This window comes from Veillonella sp. CHU740 (genome assembly GCF_003992055.1).
Classification (GTDB): Bacteria; Bacillota; Negativicutes; order Veillonellales; family Veillonellaceae; genus F0422.
This window is the reverse complement of record NZ_RQVD01000006.1, coordinates 1-22,994: the sequence shown is the minus strand read 5'-3', so window position 1 is coordinate 22,994 and position 22,994 is coordinate 1. Positions and strand designations below refer to the sequence as shown.

General features: G+C 39.1%; 16 protein-coding genes. 4 read left to right on the top strand and 12 right to left on the bottom strand.

Annotation, left to right across the window (positions count from 1 at the left end; all coding sequences use genetic code 11):
* Positions 1-7: 7 nt before the first annotated feature.
* Positions 8-1,714 carry a DUF4037 domain-containing protein gene (locus EO115_RS04630; RefSeq protein ID WP_126937820.1) on the top strand — a complete coding sequence of 569 codons (1,707 nt, stop codon included), beginning with the start codon at positions 8-10 and terminating at the stop codon, positions 1,712-1,714.
* Between the two features lie 10 nt (positions 1,715-1,724).
* Entirely contained in the window at positions 1,725-2,309 is a 585-nt protein-coding gene (locus tag EO115_RS04625; RefSeq protein ID WP_126937819.1) for a DUF4125 family protein, read from the top strand.
* Positions 2,310-3,440: 1,131 nt separating this feature from the next.
* On the opposite strand, the gene EO115_RS04620 is transcribed toward EO115_RS04625, so the two are convergent.
* A complete protein-coding gene (locus EO115_RS04620; protein WP_126937818.1) occupies positions 3,441-4,043 on the bottom strand; it encodes a hypothetical protein in 603 nt (200 codons plus the stop codon).
* A gap of 133 nt (positions 4,044-4,176) precedes the next feature.
* Positions 4,177-7,725, bottom strand: coding sequence for a pyruvate:ferredoxin (flavodoxin) oxidoreductase (nifJ, locus tag EO115_RS04615; protein ID WP_126937817.1), 3,549 nt, complete (start codon positions 7,723-7,725; stop codon positions 4,177-4,179).
* A gap of 422 nt (positions 7,726-8,147) precedes the next feature.
* Here nifJ and EO115_RS04610 point away from each other — a divergent pair, with 422 nt between their 5' ends.
* Together EO115_RS04610 and EO115_RS08390 are read left to right on the top strand one after the other, a co-directional pair.
* Positions 8,148-9,080, top strand: coding sequence for a LysR family transcriptional regulator (locus tag EO115_RS04610; protein WP_126937816.1), 933 nt, complete (start codon positions 8,148-8,150; stop codon positions 9,078-9,080).
* Between the two features lie 139 nt (positions 9,081-9,219).
* Positions 9,220-9,471 (top strand): hypothetical protein, encoded by a 252-nt coding sequence (locus EO115_RS08390; protein WP_164724052.1) that lies wholly within the window; start codon positions 9,220-9,222, stop codon positions 9,469-9,471.
* Between the two features lie 297 nt (positions 9,472-9,768).
* On the opposite strand, the gene EO115_RS04600 is transcribed toward EO115_RS08390, so the two are convergent.
* The 10 genes from EO115_RS04600 to EO115_RS04555 all read right to left on the bottom strand — a co-directional run bounded on the left by EO115_RS04600 (position 9,769) and on the right by EO115_RS04555 (position 22,413).
* Entirely contained in the window at positions 9,769-10,926 is a 1,158-nt protein-coding gene (locus tag EO115_RS04600) for a hypothetical protein (protein ID WP_126937814.1), read from the bottom strand.
* Positions 10,927-11,074: 148 nt separating this feature from the next.
* Entirely contained in the window at positions 11,075-14,767 is a 3,693-nt protein-coding gene (cydD, locus tag EO115_RS04595; RefSeq protein WP_126937813.1) for a thiol reductant ABC exporter subunit CydD, read from the bottom strand.
* Between the two features lie 90 nt (positions 14,768-14,857).
* Positions 14,858-15,877, bottom strand: a complete 1,020-nt coding sequence (gene cydB / locus EO115_RS04590; RefSeq protein WP_126937812.1) for a cytochrome d ubiquinol oxidase subunit II — start codon at positions 15,875-15,877, stop codon at positions 14,858-14,860.
* A complete protein-coding gene (locus tag EO115_RS04585; RefSeq protein ID WP_126937811.1) occupies positions 15,868-17,253 on the bottom strand; it encodes a cytochrome ubiquinol oxidase subunit I in 1,386 nt (461 codons plus the stop codon). The genes cydB and EO115_RS04585 overlap by 10 nt, the downstream gene beginning before the upstream one ends.
* Positions 17,254-17,281: 28 nt before the next feature.
* Entirely contained in the window at positions 17,282-17,725 is a 444-nt protein-coding gene (locus tag EO115_RS04580) for an Rrf2 family transcriptional regulator (protein WP_126937810.1), read from the bottom strand.
* A 183-nt stretch (positions 17,726-17,908) separates the two neighbouring features.
* A complete protein-coding gene (locus EO115_RS04575) occupies positions 17,909-18,907 on the bottom strand; it encodes an inorganic phosphate transporter (RefSeq protein ID WP_126937809.1) in 999 nt (332 codons plus the stop codon).
* Positions 18,900-19,532 (bottom strand): DUF47 domain-containing protein, encoded by a 633-nt coding sequence (locus EO115_RS04570; protein ID WP_126937808.1) that lies wholly within the window; start codon positions 19,530-19,532, stop codon positions 18,900-18,902. Before EO115_RS04570 ends, EO115_RS04575 begins: the two co-directional genes overlap by 8 nt.
* A gap of 307 nt (positions 19,533-19,839) precedes the next feature.
* Positions 19,840-20,415 (bottom strand): molybdenum cofactor biosynthesis protein B, encoded by a 576-nt coding sequence (locus EO115_RS04565; protein ID WP_126937807.1) that lies wholly within the window; start codon positions 20,413-20,415, stop codon positions 19,840-19,842.
* A gap of 108 nt (positions 20,416-20,523) precedes the next feature.
* Positions 20,524-22,077 (bottom strand): ClC family H(+)/Cl(-) exchange transporter, encoded by a 1,554-nt coding sequence (locus EO115_RS04560; RefSeq protein ID WP_126937806.1) that lies wholly within the window; start codon positions 22,075-22,077, stop codon positions 20,524-20,526.
* 42 nt (positions 22,078-22,119) lie between these two features.
* Positions 22,120-22,413: a hypothetical protein gene (locus tag EO115_RS04555; protein ID WP_126937805.1), complete on the bottom strand. Its 294-nt coding sequence runs from the start codon at positions 22,411-22,413 to the stop codon at positions 22,120-22,122.
* Positions 22,414-22,994: the final 581 nt, after the last annotated feature.

Sequence of the window (22,994 nt, the reverse complement as noted above, 5' to 3'; positions counted from 1 at the left end):
AGGTTCTATGGAATCAATTCAATCTCTACTGAAACAAGCCCATACACTTTGGCGCCAAGGCAATGAACAAGGCATGATCGACTATTTAGAAAAAGCCATCCACCTGTGCCGTGCACAAAAGAATGACAAAAAACTGATTGAAATTTTAAATGAGTACAGTGGTTCCTTGCGGAATGTAGGCCGCTATGACGATGCCATTGCCGCCATTGATGAATCCTTGCGTATTTACGAACAGAGCGACACCTATACACCGCAAACATATGCCACGATTTTGATCAATCTAGGCAATACATATCGCGAGAAAAAATCCTATTACGAAGCAGAAACTCATCTATTGAAAGCAAAAGAGATCTTCCAATCCATTGGCGATACATCCTACGCCTATATTGGATTGCTCAATAATTTATCACTTCTCTATCGTGATACTAACAACTACGAAACAGCTCATGAATTGCAATTGGAAGCTGTTCGCCTACTGGAGCCTACAGAATATCAAGTTCCCCTAGCCATTAGCTATAATAATTTGTATGAAATCAGCAAACACATCAAGGGAATACGAGAGCTTTCTCCTCAAGTCTATCTAGATAAGGCTGCCTACATTTTGCGTCGCGAGGTAGGTACAGAACACCCTATGTATGCGGCGGTGCTGAATAATCGGGCTGACTATGAAATGGAACAGCATCATTACGATGTGGCACTAAATTTATATCGAGAAGCCCTTCCCATTGTGAAACATAATTACGGCGTGGAAAGTCAAGCCTATCAATCGGTGTTGCACAATCTTGACTATGTAAAAGACCTCATCAAAACACTGCAACAAGAGACACCCTGTCATCGCCAAACAGGACTTGAACTAGGCAGAGAACTAGCTCATCAAGTAGCGCAGGATATAGAACTTAATCTACCTGACCTAGTATCCCATATATGCTTGGCTCTTGTGGGCACTGGATCAGAATGCTTAGGCTTTGATGATGCCATCTCTGAAGACCATGACTTTACAAAACGATGTCAGCTATTCTTACCAGCTGACACCTACAAAGCTAATACAGAGCGTCTTCACAGCTACTTTAAGAACTATGCCTATGGCACAGTGCAAATTGAAAGCATTTCCGACTTTTACAAGCGATATACACTGTACTCTGAAGGACCTCAATGTGAAAAAGAATTTCGCCGCATCCCTCAAGATTTACTTTGTACCGCTACCAATGGGGAAGTATTTTTAGACAATTTCGGTTCTTTCACACATATTCGTCAACGCCTATTGGCCTACTATCCAGAGGATATTCGGCTCCGCAAAATCGCCTATGAATTAAACCAACTAGCACAGTCTGGTCAGTATAACTTACCTCGCATGTTACAACGTGGTGACACTATTGCCGCCAGCTTAGCGTTGCATGAATTTGTCCATCATTACATGCTACTCGTGCATCTATTGAACAAATCCTATGCTCCATTCTACAAATGGCTCTATCGCCACAGCTGTAGCCTTCCTATCTTAGGAAATACTGTGAAACATGGAATTCCCGAATTACTAGACGCACCGATTAGAGATACAAAACCCCACGTCAATCGCTTATGCAATGCCATTATCCAAGAACTACAACGCAATGGTCTAAGTACAAGTCCCATTGATTTCTTAACCTATCAAGCTAAAGAAGTCGTTCAACGCATTCAAAACCCACTTCTCCGTGAAGAAGATTCTTGGGTAGAATAGGAGTTTTACCATGAAAGACGATTTAATCATTTCTATCATTCAACAAGAATGGCCTCTTTTCACCAGTACACAAAATGTGGGGCATCGATCTCCTTGTCAGAATCAAATGTCTAACTTCATCGTATCGCGCCATGCCTATTGGTCTATGTACTCCACACCAGTGTTGCAATCCTATTTGCACGATTTAGAAGTAGCACGCATGAAAGGGCACAACTTAGTAACTTTCAAATACGGCTATATGATGGCTTTCACTCACCCTGATGAATTCTTGGCCATTAAAGATAAGTTGCCATCTATTTCTAACACAAAATTGTCTTTAGTCACTGCCATCATGGCCCTGTATATGAAGTGGGAATTAGATATCCAAGTAGAAATGCCAGGTTATGACACACACCATCGACCTATCCAAGCAAAAGATAACTCTCTGACCCATACATCTGTGGAAACCTATATGACCGGAGAATTACAATCATATTCAGAAAATACTTTAGAATGTATATTAGCTCATTTTTTACAATGTAGTAAAAATAGCCTTAATCCAGTACAAACATACTTAAAGGCCTTACAAGATGGCACAAAGCAATACATAAAGTAGAATAAATGTACAAAAAAGGCGGTAATATAGTATACATTTTTACATTTTTGTTATAGCTCTTTTTATATGCAAAAACTACCAAGGTTCTTGAGACAGTACTATCACAAGATATCTTGGTAGTTTTCCATTTTTATGTGCTCTTCGGGGTCCTTTTGCTCTTTAAAAATATAAAAAATAGAGGAAAGTTGATGCTTTTGATCTACTTTCCTCTATTTTATTTGTGGGCTAGCTTGTTACAGCCCCTTTCCTATCTATCGTTTACTTTAATGAATGACACCTACTTTAGCAAAAAACATTTTATGATTTACTGACCAATGATAATACGATCTATGTAACTTTATAAGTAACTGTTCACAGTTAGGTGACTCTGATACAATCTTTACTAACTCTATAGCTTTACTATACAGTTTACTAATTTGTAATATCTTACCATACGTAATGATACTATGATGCAAAAAAACCGTATCAATCAATCTGACATATTCTTGTATGTAAGCTAGGCTAATACTCTCCTTTTCTACGTGCTTCTCATATATGGCGGTGTGCATCGATGCGCTCAATATACACAAGTACTCCAAAGTATCTTCGACTCGCTCTGGAACCATGATGGGTAACAGTTGTTCTTTTACAAATACTAAAGACGCCGTAAAAAAGATTCTGTACATTTCTGACCTGTCTAAGGCATATACTGGATGTATCATACTAGTACCTCTCCACACTTAATGGAATCTTCCCTCTACATGAATATACTCCTACAAACTTCCTTCAAGAATGAATCGACATACTGTCTCCCCCTTTCTTGTCTTCATTTGTATCCTAGTCTATTAGGATGTTATTGTGCCTTACTTTGAAAGTGTTCATGATAACTTCAAGCTCTTTATTATCATGATTTGTATTAATCATATATAAAAATCAAGATGCAGTCAATACTTTTTTACTACAAAAGCTATACCTTTTAGTCAACGCAAATCTTTTCTATCAATATGCCATATCTTTATCTACTAATGTATTCCTAATGATATCTAAACTCTTCTTACATTCTCTATATACTGAAGTAAAGATAGTATTTTGAGTAATGTTAAATATTTTATTATAATTATTAATTTTTATAATAGATGTAACTAACTTTCACTAGTTTAATAACTTTTCAAAATTAGCTACTTCTTTCAAATTAGCAATTCTCGTCACTTTCCACGTTTTATCTTCTAAGCGTTGCATTTCTAGCTTGATGATAACTTCTTTCCCATCTTGTTTAGGATCTGTAAATACCAATGGAACAATAGCTACATCACCATCAATATCAGAACTGCCAATCGTTTTGAACTCTAAGCCTTTCACACCACTTGCTTCTTGTAATGCTTCCGACGTGCCATCACTTTTCTTATCTCCTGCATCAGTTTCCTCTGTGGCTACTATCTTATATACCTCAGCTGAAAGTTGTTTTACAATGGCCGGCTTAAATGACTCAAATAATCCTTTTCCTAATGCTGCAAATGGATTATTTTTTTCTTTCTCCATTTGTACCTCAAAGGCATCATCTAACGCTGAACCAATAATGCTATCTACATCAACATGCTTTTTAAACTGTTGCAGATTATGACTTGTGTACGCTTCTTTTGCCAAATTCAAGGAATACGCTGGCGTCTTTGTAAAGTATAAAAAATACCATCCAATCACAGCTATTACAATAACCGCAATCCCAATTAAGACTTTTGTTAATTTATTTTTGTTCATTATAACTCTCCCTTTTACACTCTTACTTTAATAACTACTACTATCATACAAAGAATAGTATAGCTACGTCAACTACATCATAGTAAAAGGCTCTCCCTAAGGAGAGCCTTTTTGATATTACATTCACTATTAATTAGCCTTGCAATTCTTCTTCAAAACCTTTTTGTAAACGAACATAGGATTGACGACGTTCTTTAGCTAATTGTTTGTTGAGTTCTAACAATTCTTTGCTCATTGCAGGAACCGCTTTACCCAAAGATGTGTAACGAACTTCTTTTCCTAAGAAGGAATCGAATAATTCGTAATCAGGTTCTTTGGAGTCAAGGCTGAATGGGTTTTTGCCTTGTGCTTTTAATGCTGGGTTGTAACGGTATAGATCCCAGTAACCGGATGCAACAGCTTGTTTAGTTTCAGCTTGTGCATTACCCATACCACCTTTGATACCATGGTTGATACATGGAGCGTAAGCGATAATTAAGGATGGACCTGGATATGCTTCTGCTTCTGCTAATGCTTTCATCAATTGGTTCATGTCAGCACCCATACCAACTTGAGCCACATAGATGTTGCCATATGTCATAGCGATCATGCCAAGGTCTTTTTTGTTTGTACGTTTACCTTGAGCCGCGAATTGAGCAACTGCACCTACGCGAGTAGATTTAGATGCTTGACCGCCAGTGTTGGAGTATACTTCTGTATCGAATACGAATACGTTAACGTCTTCGCCGGAAGCCAATACATGGTCAAGACCACCGAAACCGATATCGTATGCCCAACCGTCACCACCGAAGATCCATTGGGAACGTTTTACAAGGTATTGTTTTTTAGCCAATACTTCTTTTACAGCTTCTGTTTGTTCTACTTTGGAAAGAGCATCGATCACAGCTTTAGCACGGTCACGAGTACCTTCGCCTTGAAGGCGTTTTTCTAACCATAAGTCAAGAACTTGTTTTGTTGCTTCATCAGCAGTTTCAGCGATGGAAGCTACAGTTTCAGCCAATTGTGCACGGATTTTTTCAGTACCGATGAACATACCATAACCGAACTCAGCGTTGTCCTCGAATAAGGAGTTAGCCCATGCAGGACCTTGGCCTTGTTGGTTTTTAGTGTATGGAGATGCCGGCATAGATGCACCCCAGATAGAGGAACAACCTGTTGCATTGGCAATCATCATACGGTCACCGAACAATTGAGTAATCAATTTAGCATATGGAGTTTCACCACAACCTGCGCAAGCGCCGGAGAACTCAAGCAATGGAGTTTTGAATTGGGAACCTTTTACAGTTTCTTGTTTCATTGGGTGAGATTTAGTTGGTAATGCTACACCGTAGTCCCAAGCTGGAGCAAATTCTAATTCACCATCGATAGGGCGCATTTCGATTGCTTTTCCTTTAGGAGCTGGACAGATGTTTACACAGTTACCGCAACCTAAGCAGTCTAATGGAGATACTGCAATACGGAATTGCAATTCGCCTTTAGTCATCATTTCTGGAATTGTTTCAAAGTTTTCTGGACCTACTGCTGCTTCTTCTGCTGTCGCTAAGATAGGACGGATAGTCGCATGTGGACATACGAAGGAACATTGGTTACATTGGATACAGTTTTCTTTGATCCAATGAGGAACGAATAATGCGGCACCACGTTTTTCGAATGCTGCAGTACCAGAAGGCAATGTACCATCTTCATAGCCTGTGAAAGCAGATACTGGTAAATCATAACCAGCTTGTGCATTAACAGGTTTTGCAATGTTAGCTACATAGCTTGGGCAAGTTGTGCAAGAAGGTTTTTCGAAAGTATCTTCAGAATCTTTTGCATCTTTCCATGCTGCTGGAACCTCTACTTTTACAAGAGCTCCTACACCTTGGTCAACGGCTTCGTTATTCATTGCAACAACGTCAGCACCTTTTTTACCATATGTTTTTTCGATGGAGTCTTTTAAGTATTCCACCGCTTTGTCGATAGGAATGATTGTATCTTCAGTTAATTTGAAGAACGCAGCTTGTGTAACCATGTTGATACGGCCACCTAAACCAATTTCAGCTGCAATTTTCGCTGCATTGATGATGTAGAAGTTCAATTCTTTTTCAGCAATTGTGCGACGAAGTTTTGCAGGTAATTTTTCAGTCAATTCTTCTGGACCCCAAGTACAGTTCAATAAGAATGTACCGCCGTGTTTAATACCACGAAGAAGGTCGTATTCGTGAACATAAGATTGACGATGACAAGCGATGAATTCTGGTTCAGTTACCAAGTATGGTTTGTTGATTGGGTTTTTACCAAAACGCAAGTGAGACATAGTCACACCACCAGATTTTTTGGAGTCATAGTCAAAGTATGCTTGTGCATACATATCTGTATGGTCACCGATGATTTTGATTGCAGATTTGTTAGCACCTACAGTTCCGTCAGAACCGAAGCCCCAGAATTTACATCCAGTTAAGCCTTCAGTTTTTACGGATACGCCTTCAGCACGGTTCAAGGACAAGTTAGTTACGTCGTCATTGATACCCAATGTGAAGAAACGTTTGCCAGCTTCTGCTAACATGTTATCGTATACTGCTACAAGGTCAGCTGGGATTACGTCTTTAGAAGAAAGACCATAACGACCGCCGAATACTTTAGCATTGATATTGTGTTGAACAAGTGCTGCTTGAACGTCCAAGAATAAAGGTTCAGCTAATGCACCTGGTTCTTTTGTACGGTCTAATACTGCAACGCGTTCTACAGTTTTAGGAAGAGCCGCTACAAAACGATCTGTCGCGAATGGACGGAATAAGTGAACTTGTACGAAACCAACTTTACGGCCTTGTGCATTTAAGTAATCTACAGTTTCAGTAGCTACTTGTGCAGAGGAACCCATTGTTACGATTACATCTGTTGCATCAGCTGCACCATAGTAATTGAACAATTGGTAATCACGACCAGTGATTTTGTTGATTTCATGCATATAATGTTCTACTACATCTGGAACTTGTAAATAGAATGGGTTAGAAGCTTCACGATGTTGGAAGTAGATATCAGGGTTTTCAGCAGTACCACGAGTTACAGGAGCATCTGGGTTCAACGCACGTTGACGGAATGCTTCTAAAGCGTCTTGGTCTACTAAAGGTTTTAATTCATCATATTCTAACACTTCGATTTTTTGGATTTCGTGAGAAGTACGGAAACCGTCGAAGAAGTTGATGAAAGGAACGCGAGTTTTTAACGCTGTTAAATGCGCAACTGGAGCAAGATCCATAACTTCTTGTACAGAAGATTCTGCCAACATAGCACAACCAGCAGCACGAGCTGCCATAACGTCTTGATGGTCACCAAAGATAGACAATGCTTGCGCTGCAATCGCACGAGCTGCTACATGGAATACACCTGGAAGTAACTCACCAGACACTTTGTACAAGTTAGGTAACATTAATAATAGACCTTGAGAAGATGTGAACGTAGTTGTCAATGCGCCCGCTTGTAAAGAACCGTGAACTGCTGCTGCAGCGCCGGCTTCGGATTGCATTTCAACAACCTGTACAGTGTGACCGAACAAGTTTTTACGGCCTTGTCCTGCCCATTCATCCACATGTTCTGGCATTGGAGAAGATGGCGTGATAGGATAAATCGCTGCCACTTCAGAAAAACCATACGCTACGTGAGCTGCAGCTTGGTTGCCGTCCATAGTTTTCATTTTACGCATGTTAAAATAGCCTCCTTAAAGCAAATAAAAATTAACACTTGTAGTTACATACAAAATAGGGGGATGTATATAGGCTCTACTCCGTGCACTCGCAGGATGAACCTTCCCCTTTTTAGTATCAAAATGTTTTTGAAATATGAATCGTTTATTTCTAAAAAGATTGCATATGTTGCAAAAATGTAATAATATATAAGTTATATAGTACTTCTTTGCAAATTTGTGAAGTAGTTTATCTACTTCATCAACAAATTGATATAGCCTTATGGTTTCATTATACATTGAGAACAAGAACTTCGCAATACCATATAGTCTATATCTATTGCTAATTATGCGATTATCAATTTACATTTTCACATATATTAATGCCTAATTAGCATACTAAAAAGAGGGCTTTTGTTATTACCATATTTAAGAGGTGCATTATGGACTTTCATCACTTAAAATACTTCGTAGAAGTAGCGGATCAAAAAAGTTTCAGCAAGGCCGCAAGAAATCTTCACATTTCACAATCTGCTATCAGCCGTACCATAAAAGCTCTAGAAGATGAGCTTGGTGTTGTATTATTCATTCGTAATGCAAAATCTGTAGAAATGACTGACGGTGGCACCATCTTCTTAACACATGCCAAACGTGTCGTGTTTATGTTCGAACATTTAAAAATTGATTTCGAAAATGAATTCCGTCTAGAACAAGGTTCTGTTCTAATTGGCTTACCACCTGTAACAGATGCTCCTATCTTTGCACAATTATTAGGAGAGTTTAAACAAACCTACCCACAAATTGAGCTAGAGCTATATGAGCATGGTTCTAAAAAAATAGAAATTTCTGTTCAAGAAGGTCTTATTGACGTTGGCATTATCTGTACAAAGCCAAATGCTAAAGAGTTCGACTCCTTCTATTTAACAAGTGATCCTCTTAGCGTAATTCTACCAAAAGACAATCCACTAGCAAACGAAGAGTCTATTTCCTTGGAACAATTAGCGGATCAACCATTTGTACTACATAAAGATGACTTTAATCTGCACGACGAGATTGTGAAATCCTGTAAATCTGCAGGATTCCAACCACATATCGTCTTTGAAACTAGCCAACGAGATTTGATGTTACAAACTGTAGCGGCTCATCTAGCAATTGCTTTATTACCTAGCCGTCTATGTCCTACAGAAGATGAAAATACAAAAGTAGGCTCTAGCGTAGTGGTACGTCCTTTAGTAGATCCTGAAATTATGCATACCTTACATGTCATTTGGAAAAAAGGACATTACCTATCACACGCTTCTCGTTTATGGTTAGACTTTGTCATGGCTCGCCTTCCATTAGTACCTGGCGATACACATCATGACGAAGATAATTAATCTGTTGTTGAAAGTAGGTACACTACTACGAAAGCCATTATTCTGGATCGTTCTCTATGCCTTAGGTACTACCTATTGGATAGCATCCCAACAGGCAGAAATCGACACTCTGAAAGAGCAACTCGAGACAGAGCATACTATGGAACATAGCGATACCTTTCATTATCGCTTAAGCAATCTAGAGAATATCAGTAACTCTCACGGAGATCGCCTGAAAGAACTAGAACGTGACAGCTGGCAACTCAAACGCTTCGCCAACCAACACCAGTTCCGTATCATGCAGCTCGAATGGGAGCACCCGAATATAGAAGCTCCAGAACCAAGCAAATCAACACCAGTGAAAACACCATTTAAAGCAAACCCAACCAACGTCCCAGACGTAAAACAATAAAAAAGGACTGCAACCTGTGCTTAGCACAAGATGCAGTCCTTTTTTACTCTCAATATGTATGTAGTATACTCAACACTCCTCCATACGACATCTACCTTGTGACGCATACCTTAGCACTTACTACATTTGAAAAGGAGGGATATGTGAGACATAAAAACAATTTGCGACAGTATATTCCTTGCGACGCCTACCTCAGCACTGACTGTATAAAAAGAGGGGATATATGTCTGTAAAAAATGATTTGCGACAGCATATTTTTACAGACATATATCCCCCTCTCCAAAAATGCATCAGTGCTCAGTGTATAAGGAGCATCCATTCGAGGAACGTACACAACACATAAGCAATAATAAACTTCACTTTTTGTTTCCGATCTCGATCTTCATCCGCCACTTTCAGACGATGTGCCAGGAATCGTTTATCTCGTATTTGCATTAACATTTCTACGATATGTTCTTGCCGTTTTATGACATCCTTATCATTCTCTAAAGCCTGTTTTTGCATCGCAATACGACGTTGTAATCGACGCATCTGAATCTTAATGTTATTGCTTACAAACACAGACTGCCATTTTTTTCTTGTTTCAAAGTACATATAGATGTATCGAGGAATATTCATAACCACGAAACTGAACAACAAGATACTCAGAGAAATAAAGAAATATGTGGAAAATGAAAAATCTTTCAATTCCTCATGCGGCAAATAATGATTTAGAATGATAAAGCTGACCCACACCCCAATTGGCATCAATAGTGCTGCCGCCATATCAATAGATCGAACCCAATTCGTTTTCACTGGCATCTCTGGTGCTATGTAGGTCTCTAACTTCTGATGAAATGCATAATACTCTACTTGCAGCACAGATTGTCCTGATTTAATCCCCGTCAATAGCACTGGACCCACACTTTCCTTACGACGCTGAGGCCATGGAATAAATTGCCGAATCGGACTGTCTGGGGATAGATCAAAACGAATAATCCCTTTCTTTTCAAACCGCATAGAGGAAGTATCTCCACCGATGCTGAAAGGATTAAAAAACATCCCCAATACATGCAGGGTCCAATTACCAAGGATATGTGTAATTATATTCAAGAATAATCCACCCATATCCACATTCGCCACATCTAGCTTTAGCTGAATCGTAGAAGTATAGTCATCAAACCAAATATCATCAATATCAAACTCCACATTAATGACATTCCCTAATTTTGTGATGACATTCATAAACACCTTATTATTCGGTTCAAATTCAAAAATTATGGAATGAAAGAACCAATGATTACGCACGACAGATCGCATTTTGCGATTGACCGCTTCTTCTTCTATCGATAACATGCGATGATCATACAACGCATTCCCCTCATCCACTTCTTCTAGCACAGTTGGCGTTTCTATATGTGTTTGTGTAGTTACAGTATTCGCTAATTTTAACAGCTTTGTAACTAATTGTCCCATATATATATCTCCTATCTAATAGGTTATCTTTATGTTAGTTATAACTTTCATTACGATTCTTAAATTATACCATAGACAGGCCGTAAATAAAAGAAAAGCCCTACTCTAAGCATCTATCTGCCAGTAAGGCTTTTCTAAATTCACTGTATTATATACGTTCCATACTTAATCGATGATAATCATAAAAACGTCCTTGCATAGCTAACAAGCTTTCATAGGTACCACTCTCTACAATACGTCCTCGTTCTAAAAACAAAATCCGATCCATCTCATGGAGTTGTTCAATATGATGCGTAATATATAACACTGTTTTTCCAGTAAACAAACGGCTCAATTCGCCTTGCACCCGATGACGTGTGACTTGATCCAATCCTTCTAATGGTTCATCTAATAATAAAATATCTGCATCACGCAAATAGATACGAGCCATGCCAAGTCGTTGTCGTTGTCCTCCGCTGAGCCCCATACCACCTTGTCCTACCATAGTGCGTAATCCATTTGGCAGCGTTCGTACCCACTCCGCTAGTTGCACCGCTTCCAATGCTTGCCATATTTCCTCATCAGTAGCACTTGGCTTCGCCAATCGAATGTTATCACCTATGGTGGCGTGGAATACATAGATATCTTGTGTAGCATAGGACATGTAGGACTGTAATCGTTCCTCTGAAAGTGTCTTTGTATCTATACCATCAATACAAATAGTCCCACTATACTCATGCCAGCCTTGTAATAAGGAAAACAATGTACTTTTACCTGACCCACTAGGCCCTACGATGGCTACTTTCTCACCTCGCTGGATAGATAAATTCAAGCCATCATACACAGGCAGTACATCGTAAGCAAAGGAAAGAGATTGTACGTTAATAAAAGGCTCACTATGCATCGTTCCTCTTTCACCGTCTTCTCTCTTCATGCGTATTGCTTGGTCACTAATAGTATCTGCATGATTCGACCGTAATAGATCTTTATGTACTGGCTCTTCTTCCATATGTTCCAAGCGTTCCATCGCCAATGCACTTTCATAACCGTGTAATGCAGCTTCTGTCATCGGTTGTAGCACTTCAAAGTAAGATTGCAAGCCGATAGCAACTACAGCTATCCATAACGGAGTATAGGCCGCTGTCTCTGTCACCCATAAGCCTATGATAATTCCCACTAACAAGGCAGACTGCGCTAGACCAAGAACAATCGTCTGATTCCAACGAATTCCCCGATTCCATAGACCTTGCCATTTATCAAATGCACTGAAGGATGCTTTCATAGACTGAATAAATCGCCGTTCTTGATGGCTCATGATAATATCTACTACACCATGAATGGATTCAATCAGCGCTTCTTTCATGTGTCCACGTGTTTTCAAACGCATAGGTGGCACTCGTCGCAACATATAGGTAAGCGTAACAGGAAGAATGACACCTACAAGAATACTATACACCAGAACCACTACGGATACTACAGGATGGAATTGATATCCTATGATACACCCTAAAATAGTGACACCAACAAATGACAAGCTAGGTACTAACGTTCGCAAATAAAAGAATTGCAATGTTTCTATATCCGCCATAATGCGGCCTAACAAATCTCCCATTTTCATAGATTGAAAGACCCTTGGTACCAACGGCTCTAACCGTTTAAAGAAAGCAACGCGCAATTCATATAATCCTTGAAATGCCATAGAATGCGATACATAGCGCTCCCCATAGCGGCAGACAGCACGGCTAATCCCAAAGAATCGCACCCCTACAATTGCCAAACTAAGCGCTACTAACACAGGATGCTCTGCTGCTTTCGTAATCAACCATGTGGAAGTAGTCAATAATCCTATATTCATGAGCACCGTGCCCATAGCAAAGAGTACACTGCCCACTAGTAACCCTCTATGCTGAGATAGTAATGTCCAGAGTGACAATAATCCTCTGCGGATATTCTGCTTTCTCGTAGGGTCTATCTCTTCATCTTGTTGAGCATTTACTATGTCAGTACATTCTGCCTTATCTAATCTATCTGAATTAGTAGATTCTTCTACTTTATATTGATTATAGGTATACGATGATTTACCAATAGCGTCATCCTCTATCTCCAATGCTTGATCTGCAACTACAGAATCTACGGTGGCTGCTTCTAGTTTCTGTATGACAGGGTTGCTATAAGTATTCACTAGGGATGTAAAATATCCATTTTGTGCCACTAAATCACTATAACTGCCATATTCCACTAACTGTCCACGACGCATGACAAAGAGAGTATCTACAAACTTCATCGTTTGTACTCGATGCCCCACATACAGAACGATTTTATCTTTCCCATACTCGTGTAACACTTGCATAATCAAGCGTTCTGTTTCTACATCTAAATGGGCTGTCACTTCGTCTAATATTAGAATTTGTGCATCTCTTAGCAAGGTACGCCCCAAAGCTAATCGTTGGCGCTGTCCTCCTGACAAACCATAACCTTGCTCACCTATCATCGTATCTAATCCTAATGGTAAGGTCTTAACAAACTCTGCTAATTGCACTTGGTCCAATACGTGCCACAGCTCTTTTTCTGTCACCGCTAGACCAAACTGCAAGTTATCTCGTAAAGTACCACTCATAATATATGGAGTTTGACTGAGATAGGCTATTTGACTATGATACCATTCACTCTGTATGGATTGTAAATCTAGACCATTGACGGTAATCTTACCCTCAGTGGGTGTCAACAATTGCATCAGTAGATTGGCAATCGTGGTCTTACCAGCTCCACTTTCACCAACTAGCATATACGAATGGCCCCGTTGTAATGTTCCTGTGAAAGATTCCAATCCCATATGATCCGCTTCATATTGATAAGATACAGTATGAAAGTCAATATTTTGAATGGGTACAACTAGTTTTTCCTGACCGTTATGGGCTACTTCCTCACCAGATGCTAAATACTCCTGTACTGCTGTGAGGCTCACTTTGCCAGATAATCCAGTATGGAACGCAGCTCCCAACTGTCGCAATGGTGCATAAAAGTCGGGTGCTAGTAACAAAATAAAAAAGGCTGGCAAAAACTCTACTTCCCCATACACTAAGGATACCCCTAAATAGACTGCGATCATCGCTGTACTAATAGTACCGATTAATTCTAATACCAAAGCAGATAAAAAAGCGACCCGTAATACTTTTAATGTTGCATCACGAAATTCTCCAGATAGACGGCCTATGACATGTACTTGTTCTTTAGCTCGTCCGAATACTTTCAGTGTTGTTAGCCCTTGTAATACATCAAGAAAGTGCCCTCCTAAGAACTGCATGCGCTCCCACTGTTGTTTATTTAACTTATCTGCTTCTTTACCGATTAAAATCATAAAGAACGGAATTAAAGGATACGTCAATAGTAGAATCCAGCCTATCCACGACACAGAGTTAATGATAGCTATGGATATAACTAGAGGTATTAATACAGCATACAAAGCTTGTGGAATATATTGACTCATATACGCATCGATATGATCTAATCCATCAGACACCAGATGTGTCACAGAACTGGCACTTTCTGATTGTCGAACACCTTGCGATACCATATGATATAACACACGATTCCGTAACTCTTCATGAACTTGGTGGGCAATCCGATTTCGCAACCATTGTTCTCCATGAGAGCAGCCCATACGGAGTACTATCATGACACCTAAGAGCACCATATACTCAAAAGATATACTTTCACCATGTACCACTAATCCATCAATACTACGAGCGAATGCATAGGCCTGACCTAAGGTAGCTATTGTTCCCAGTAATGTAAGTAGTAATACAGCCCCATAGAACCGGGGATGCAGTTTGGCTAATTGCCAAGCAAAAGAATGAAACATAGGGCCTCCTTCTGAAACTCTAGAGTATATCTTCTAACACCATGTAAGAAAAGGGACGTGAATACACGTCCCTTTCAAACACACTATGAATTAATAGTGTAAATCATCTTGTGATACACGATGACGGAAATAGTAGTATGCCCATCCTTGGTACACTAATACGATAGGTACAAAAATACAAGCAACTATTGTCATCAATGTTAATGTATACGTGGATGATGCAGAATTCATGATTGTTAAGCTATATGCTGGATCAATGCTGGATACCATAATACGAGGGAACAATCCTGCAAAGTATGCAAGGGTAACAAATAGAATTGTTAACGCACTAAATATAAACCCTTTACCAGTTTGACGAGTACGTGTAAAGCCCCAAGATACTAAGAAACTTATAATAGCCAATGCAAAGGCCGCCGTAGCTAATGTGCTATTGAATAGATCAGTATATACATAAGTAGCACCTACTAATACCAAGGCACCAATAGCTGTAATCACACCTTCTACTAAAGCTGCTGCACGAGCGCGCTCAGAGATTTCCCCTGTTGTTTTCAGGGAAGCATATAATGCACCATGGTACAAGAACACGCACACAAAAGCAATACCACACAAAATTGTGTATACGCTTAATAAATCTAAGAACCCACCTACATAGTTCATATGTTTATCGATAGGTGTACCTTGGATTAAATTGCCCACTGTCACACCCCATAGTAAAGCTGGAATCGCAGACCCAAAGAAAATACATTTATCGAATGCTCCTCGCCATGCTGGACTTTTGTCTTTACTACGGAAGTCAAAAGATACACCACGAGCAATCAAAGCTGCTAACATTAAGAACAATGCTAAGTAGAAACCACTAAATAACGTAGCATACACTTGTGGGAACGATGCGAACATCGCACCACCTGCAGTCAACATCCATACTTGGTTGCCGTCCCATACAGGTCCAATCGTATTGATTAATTGACGGCGTTCACGGTCTGTTTTACCCAAGAATGGAAGCCACATGCCTACACCGTAATCAAGGCCTTCTAGAATAAAGAAGCCTGTAAATAGTACACCTACTAGGATGAACCAAATTAATTCTAAGTTATTTGTAATTATTTCCATAATGCAGCCTCCTCTTGTTCAACCACATCATGTGCTGGGTTACCATTAGGGCCCGCTTGAATATGTTTCACTGCTAGATAAATGGCAGCAATCGCCATCACAACATAGACAGCTGTAAAACCAATAATCGTTGTCCAGATTTCTGGCGCTGTTACTACTTTGGATGCACCATCAGCTGTTTTTTGCAAGCCATATACAAGCCATGGTTGACGACCAGCTTCCGCCACATACCATCCTGTAGAATTGGCAATAAATGGAAGAGCTAATAAGTGGTAAATGCTTTTTAATACCACTCTATTGTTAAGTAATTTTCCTTTCACATGCAAGTAGTATCCCACAATAGATGTCACTAACATGATGATGCCTGCTAGAATCATGATACGGAAAGACCAGAACATAGATGTAACATGTGGTACATAATCACCAGCACCATGTTTCAATTCAGCTTCTTTTTGAAGGTCATTAATACCTTTTACTTCACCTTTGAAAGAATCATGAACTACGAAGGACAATGCCCCTGGCACACCGATTTCAAAACTATTCTTTTTAGCCTCTTGGTCAATACCAGCTACGATAGCAAATGGAGCTGGATCATGAGTTTCCCATAAAGCTTCAAAAGCAGCTACTTTCATTGGTTGTAATTTTGCCACTGTTTGGCCTTGGAAGTGACCAGCACCACCTACTAATAAGCCACCAATTACAGCGGCACCTAAACCAAATTTGATAGATTTCGAATAAAACTCTACATGATTATTTTTCAATAAATGCCATGCACTAACAGAAGCAATAATCACACCTGCTGTTAAGATTCCATCTGTAAAGATGTGTAAATATTGGCCCGGTAAATATCCATTTTGTAAGATTGCTGCAAAAGAATCCATTTCTGCACGACCATTACGAAGCGCATACCCTACTGGATGTTGCATGAATGAGTTCGCTACTAAAATCCAAAATGCTGATAAATTACTACCGATAGCTACTAATACAGCTACAAACGCATGTGCTTTAGGGGATAGTTTATCCCAACCAAAAATCCAAGCCCCCATAAAAGTAGACTCTAAGAAGAATGCTGTTAAGGCTTCTAACGCCAAAGGAGCACCAAAGATATCTCCCATGAAACGAGAGTATTCTGCCCAGTTCATTCCAAAATGGAACTCTTGAACGATACCTGTTACAACACCCATTGCAAAGTTAATTAGGAATAATTTACCCCAAAACTTTGCCATTTTTTTGTACACTTCGTTTTTTGTTCGCGCGTAAGTAATTTCAAGTATTGCTACTAATACTGTCATACCTAGCGTAAACGGTACGAAGAGCCAGTGATAGATCGTAGTCAACGCAAATTGAAAACGAGCTAACAAGACTGCATCCATCATGCTAATTCCTCCTCACTTGAACACTAAATTAAACCACATGGTGCAATGATATATGAATCGAACGCTCACGATTTGCTAACGTTTCGAAATCAACCTTTTTTAATTCCTCTATTAAATGTGCCTGAATCTTAGCCACAGCTTCTTGTACAGCACACTGACCGTGACATCCACGGGAACAATTTTCAGAGTCATACAAACAATGTTGTAGGTAGGTCTCCCCTTCTACAGCTGTTACCACATCATACAAACTAATATCTTTTGGTTTTTTTGCCAGTGAAAATCCACCGTCTACTCCTCGATAGGAGTTTAGTAAATTTGCATTCACTAAGTATCTCATAATCTTTAACAAAAATCGTTCTGGAATTTTACTAGTTCGTGCAAGCTCTGCACCAACTTTGCGAGTTCCAAATGGCTGTGTAGACATGAATAAGATAATACGAAATGCATAGTCTGTTGCCTGATTAAACTTCAATGGGACCTCCCTTATCACAAGTGATTACATTCTGTTACTAAGTATGGGCGTAAAATACACTCATTGAGTATACTTTATAGGTAGAAAAAAATGCCCGAGTGCATAAGCTATCGAGCATCTCTCTCTATTATAAGAAATTATTGAGAATCATGCAATAGATTTCTTCATAATTTCTTCATCTTTTTATATATGGGCTAATGTATCAATAATGACATACGCCAAGGCAGATACACCTGCTGATAACGGAATCGTGATAAACCAAGCAAATACCATGGATCGAGCAGTACTCCAGTTAACGGCTTTTACACGCATTGCTGTGCCTACCCCCATAATAGAGCCACTCACAACATGTGTAGTAGATACAGGCAAATGCAATAAAGTAGCTGTAAAAATTGTGAGGGCCGAGTTTAAATCTGCCGCAAAGCCATTAATACTTTCTAGTTTGAAAATTTTACTACCTACTGTAGCGATGATTTTCCAACCACCTGCTGCTGTACCTAATGCCATTGCTGTAGCACAGGCAAGCTTTACCCATAATGGTACATCTAAAGTAGGTAAATGACCACTAGCAACTAGTGTCAATGTAATAATCCCCATCGCTTTTTGTGCATCATTAGACCCATGGGAAAAGGACATCAACGCTGCTGATACCAACTGCATATTACGGAATCGATCATTTAACACAATTGGTGAAAATCTACCAAAGAGGAATAATAGTACTTTCATCACTATATAACCTAATATAAGGGCTAAAATCGGCGATGCCACAAGAGAAATAAAGATTTTACCAATCCCACCTATATGAAGCGCATCAGAACCTACAGAGATCATAACAGCCCCAATAATACCACCAATTAACGCATGGGAAGAGGAGCTAGGGATTCCATACCACCAAGTTAACAGGTTCCAGAATATAGCCCCTACTAAGGCAGCAACTATAATTTCTCCATTAATCATATCCGGAGACGTTACAATGTCTCCACCTATGGTCTTCGCTACGCCCGTACTTATCATAGCACCTAAAAAATTAAGTGTCGCAGCCATCATAACAGCTGTTTTAGGGGCAATGGCTCTCGTAGATACAGAAGTAGCAATCGCATTGGCCGTATCATGGAAGCCATTAATATAGTCGAAGGCAAGCGCTAGTAAAACGACTGCCCATATTACCCAACCATCAAGCATACTTCAATACTACCCGGCGGAACGTACCTACCAAAGTCTCAGAACCATCGATTACATCTTCCATGGAGCTAAGAATTTCCTTCCATTTAATAATTTCAATAGGATCGCTACACTCTGTAAAGAGTTTTGCCATTTCCACATGATAAATATCATCAGCTTCTGCTTCTAGACGCAATACTTCTAAGGCACGACCTTCTACTTTTAAATAGTTTTTCTTTAAACTACCCATATAGGAAATAGATTTTTTCACGTGTTTACAGCATTTAGCAACGATTTCTGCCATGCGGATAGCCCCTGCTGTAGGTTCACTTTGTACTTGGTACATCACCATTTTATCCATGATTTCTTTAATATTATCAATGGTATTGTCCAGTTGGTCAATAAGGAGTTGAATATCTTCACGGTCCATAGGGGTGATAAATGTTTTACGTAAACGATCCATCGTTGCCGCTACTAACTCATCAGCTTCTTGCTCTTTTTGTTCGATTTGATGAAGTGCTTCTTGTTTTTCCACTTCTCCCTCAAATACTTCCTGCATCAATTGCGCCGCTTCATGGCACAGTTCAGCATGGTCATTGAGCATACTGAAAAATTTTTCTTCTTTTCCTTTTAGATTGAAAGCCATTACATCCTCCAATAACAAACTACGTTGTGTATACAGTTTCTATTATAGCACGTTACAAAATACTTTTACACAAAAATTACAAAAGACTATATGCATTTTTGTAATTATGTAATGCTTCTACGACTATCAGACTCACAGCATTATTAGTATTACCACTCATCGATTCCTCAAAATTACTGTAACTAATCTGTAATACTACCATACATACATTACTTAGCTTAGCCTACCCTAGCCATGATCTAAAAAATAGCTATCTTTGTGTTACTATACATAGATACTAATCGCAAAGATAGCTATATTTCGGCTACTATTTAATTAACTCCCGTTTTAAATGCTTGACTTCTGGCAAAATTAATTCTTTCATAGCCAGTGTAACGGCACCTACTGACCCTGGAATTGCAAATAAAATCGTATGATCTTTTACCCCTGCAATGGCACGAGATGCCAATGCTTTTGTTCCAATATCATCACGATAACTCAAAAAACGGAATAGTTCACCAAATCCTGGAATTTCCTTATCCAGCATTGGCTGTACTGCCTCAATAGATACATCACGTTTAGCAATACCTGTACCACCAGTGCTAATAATAATGTCAGCACCACCTACGTGCGTATCATATATCCAAGCACGTACATCCTTATTGTGAGAATCATCTAACACTTGAACTGTTTCTCCATAGGAACCGGTAAAAGCTTTTTGAATAGCCCCCTGAATTTCATCGATAGTATCTGTTACAATTTGACGAGATACCACCACAAATCCAGCTTCACGCGCTAACTCTTCAACACGAGCACCACCTTTATCTGTTTCTATCGTTCTTGTATCAGATACTGTAATGACCGCCACCGTCAGTGGTCGATCAGTAAATTCCATCATTGCCATATATATATTCCCTTCTGTACACGATTCTATATTATACATGTAATCAACACTCTGTATCTTACTTATCTGTATGGTAGCATATCTTCTGCTGTTACACTATAGCAAAAGTTACTGACTAAAAAATTCTTTCACATCTTTTAACTTGCCCTTTGTACAAGAAACATATAATTCATCCCCACACTCTAGCACTGTTGTCGCTACCGGTACCATAGCTTGTCCACCTCGATCAATGCTGACAATCATGGACCCTCTCGGCATTTCAATGTCTTTCAACATTTTTCCTGCATAAGGACATACCACAGCTAGGCGAGTTTGAAAAAATGTTTGCTCCTCCTCTACGCCTACAATTCCTTGGCTCATACGATATAACAGATTATCATAAATTGGCAACTCTTTCATAAATTCTGCCGTCAAGTAGGCAATGATTGCTACCGTTCCTACTTGGTATATACTATGAAAGCTATCTGTCATTTCTAGAACTAATAGTATAGATAATAAAGGTGTGCGCATAGATGCTGCTAGCATACCTGCCATTCCACAAATGATGAAGCTGCTACCAAACGCATTTGGAAGCATATGTACTTCCACAAGAATGCCATGTATCAATGCACCCACTGCCGATCCAATAACAACCATCGGCAAGAATATACCTCCTTGTGCACCATTACCATAGCAAATAGATGTTAATATAATCTTACCTATAACAATATATAGCAATAACTGTAGTGTTTGTTGATGTTCTACCATCATCGTCACAACATCATTACCTCCACCGAGTAATAGTTGTGAATCCAATCCCAGTAATGTTACTCCTAAAAAGGTCAAAGATATTTTCCATCCTCGAGAGATTTTCATTATATCGTACAAAGATTTAAAACCTACAATCATACGATTAAATATAATCCCAAAAAATCCAACACTTACACCTAACAGTAATAATGTCGAGAAATATTCAATCGGTATACTCTCCATAACGGTAAAGCCAAGAGAAGGCGTAAGTCCAAACACTAATGAAGTAATTAAGTTTGAAGCAATAGTTGCCGAAAATGTAGGAATAATTAATTTAGGATAAAAGCTTTTATGAACCTCTTCAAAAACAAAAATAGCGCCCGATACAGGTGCACTAAAAGCTGCTGTCAATCCTGCTGCGGCGCCTGCAGAGGTTAAAATACGTTCTTCTCTAAGAGAGCTACCAAACCATTTAGACAATAGTTTTCCCGTGGCTCCACCTAATTGTACGGAAGGCCCCTCTCGCCCTACTGAAAATCCAACAATACCAGTAAAAGCGCCACCAAAAAATTTAGAGACTAATGTGGGAAACGGCTTCATATTAAAAATCCCTTTCATCTCTCCTTCTATTTGAGGTATACCAGATCCCCCGGACAAAGGAGCCCACCGTAGCAGCCAGTGACAACACCAACCTAATATCATCATCATTCCAGTCCAAATAATGATTTGTTCTATTGTGGCACTAGCCATATATTCATGACGATACTCATTGCCCCAATGAATAATATATCTAAAAGCAGAGCCTATGGTACCTGCTACGATTCCAATGAGAATACCTTTAAGAATTAAAAGAAGAAATTCCTTTCGGTCAAAGGTATTAAAATATTCTATTTTAGTTCTTTTGAAGATATTATTAAGTTTATGTCTAGTCATGATATTACCTTGTTAAGTTGCACTAAAGCCTTGCATTTACAATTATAGTAGCCATCTGTAGATGACATAACATAAATTTCCAGTTAGAATCACCCAACCAAAAATACACTCATTTCCTGTGCCATCTTCCCATACTTCATCCATACTAAAGGCCATAAGTAAAGCTATTCCTACGTATAAAAACATAAGAATAGGTGCAATAATTAAGCCTTTCTCAAAGATAAAGTAGAGGGCCATCAGCCCAACTACAATAGCATGTGGTATAATCATAATTCGAAATGTGAAAGAAATCATTAATATCGCATACGCAGCGTGAAGTAAATAGATTCCAAACATATATGCTCCTTAGTAGACTTTAGAGTTAATACTAGAAGATGTTAACATTATGTGCTTATTGTATCATGTTTATAGTGTAAAGTATATCATCCTTTAAACGTGGTTCTCTAAAGATCCCAGGCCTTTTCAAATATACCTTAGGTATTACTTGATCAATCTGGCTGGAAACGGCCAGAGTAAAATAATATATTACATTAGAAAATAAAAAAGACGCCTTTCGGCGTCTTCTTTATTTTCTTAATTAGCAACTTCCTATTTGTTCCTAGCTGTGGGTTTTGAGCGCCTCTTTGAGGCTCCAAAATCTTACGCCAGGAACTAAGCGATGCTCTATGATTTATGCGTCGCTTCGCTCCTATAAATCATGAGCCCTGCTTATCCCAGGCCTTATGAGGTATACCTTAGTTATTACTCGATTAATCTGGCTGGAAACGGCTAGAGCATAATAATATATTACATTAGAAAATAAAAAAGACGCCTTTCGGCGTCTTCTTTATTTTCTTAATCAGCAACTTCCTATTTGTTCCTAGCTGTGGGTTTTGAGCGCCTCTTTGAGGCTCCAAAATCTTACGCCAGGAACTAAG